This window comes from Pseudoflavonifractor phocaeensis (assembly GCF_016901735.1).
Taxonomy (GTDB): domain Bacteria; phylum Bacillota; class Clostridia; order Oscillospirales; family Oscillospiraceae; genus Pseudoflavonifractor_A.
On sequence record NZ_JACLZC010000134.1, the window covers coordinates 1 to 1,579 of the forward strand.

The following is a 1,579-nucleotide window of genomic DNA, read 5'->3' on the forward strand; positions in this document are numbered from 1 at the left end:
CATAGACAAAATCGTTGCCGGTATTGTAGGGCGGGTCGATGTAAATCATCTTCACCTTGCGGTAGTAGGCCGTTTGCAGCAGCTTCAAAACCTCCAGGTTGTCGCCCTCGATATAGAGATTCTGGGTGGTGTCCCAGTCTACGCTTTCCTCCGGGCAGGGGCGCAGAGTGCCGGTGGAACGTTTCTGGGCCAGCCGCAGACAATCTGCCTTACCCTTCCACTCAAACCGATATTTTTCAAAATCGTTATCAATGTATTCGCCGCACAGAGAAAGCAGCTTGTCAATGTCCAACTTGCCCTCGCTGACGCACTCCGGGAACAGGGAGCGCAGCTTGTCCAGGTTGGTTTGTTCTATGTTCATGGAAAGTCCGTCCATTGTATGCTCAATCATTTTCCTTGTCCCTCCAAAACTCGTTCCTTCTCACATTCCAGATATTTTTGAGTAATTGAAACCAACCGTTCCCGAAATGATACAAGATTTTCTGCCGCCAAAAGGAATTGTCTTATATGTGTATCTCTGTATTCCTTCGCAGCATCTATGGCATCAGAGGCGGGCACAACACCAGTCAAATCTTCTTTGCGCTCCAACACTTTTTTATAGGCATCCAGAAATCCATCTGGGTTCCGCAATCCATTGGAACATAATTCCGCAACTGAATTGCTAAACCTGACTTTATCTGCAACCGCCAATGAATCATCCAAGATAGTACAAAACTCTTGAAAAAATTGATTTTCATTACTGAGAAGCAACTTTATTTTGTAGTGTGCCGTCTCCATCTGGTGATACCGCTCATATACTTCGGCATCTTTCCCTTCGTACTCTTCCTCGTTTAAGGCCATAAAGCTTAGCCAATGAGCGTCAAGCATAGAAATATATTGGGAAACATTATCAGTGAGCTGAACATACCGACGCTCATAATCTGCCATGCGGAGATTATACCCTTGCGACTGCCGTTGATTGAAAAACGCTGTCACCAAGTTTGCTCCGGCAAGCACAGCAGTAATAATAATTCCAATTAAAGTTATAATATCAGCAGTTTCCATTAAATATTTCTCCGTATTGTCACCACAAATTCCCGCTGTACCTTTGCCGTCAGCTTTTCCCTGTCGGCAAAGGATTTCATTTTTTCTTCCAGCTCCATGTCAAGCCGCATGGCGTCAAAAAACTGGCTCTCCTGCCGCTTCATGTACTCCTGCCGAAGCTGGGTTACTCTTTTCTGCGCAGACAGCCGTTTCAGCCGGTCGCCGGTGACGGCCTCCAGCTCCGCCTGCGCCTGCTGTACCTGGCTGTCCAGGGTGTTCAGTTCTCGGCTCAATGCCGCCTTATCAGCGGACACTTGCTGCTTCATCCGCTCCATTTCCTCGGCCTGGGCAGGCGAAAGGCGCTCCAGCTGCTCCGCCATCATCTTATCACTCGGCACCAGCCGATCCAGCGGGTGGGGGCGGCTGGTTCCTTTTAACCAGTGGGGGGATCTCCGCTCATCCTCGGTGTAGCTCTCCACCGGTAAGTCAAAGATGCTGCGACAAGCTGCATCGTCCAGGGCCTTGCCGCTATCCGTCAAACCGCACAGCACGGCGT

General features: G+C 49.4%; 2 protein-coding genes and 1 pseudogene. All 3 read right to left on the reverse strand.

Going from position 1 to position 1,579, the window contains the following annotated elements; translation table 11 throughout:
• Positions 1-391 (reverse strand): annotated as a pseudogene (locus tag H7U37_RS14770) (site-specific DNA-methyltransferase); the annotation flags it as partial.
• Positions 388-1,044 (reverse strand): hypothetical protein, encoded by a 657-nt coding sequence (locus H7U37_RS14775; protein ID WP_148320743.1) that lies wholly within the window; start codon positions 1,042-1,044, stop codon positions 388-390. The pseudogene H7U37_RS14770 and the gene H7U37_RS14775, both read right to left, overlap by 4 nt.
• A partial coding sequence (locus tag H7U37_RS14780; RefSeq protein ID WP_477742906.1) for a hypothetical protein occupies positions 1,044-1,579 on the reverse strand: 536 nt, incomplete at its 5' end. The genes H7U37_RS14775 and H7U37_RS14780, both read right to left, overlap by 1 nt.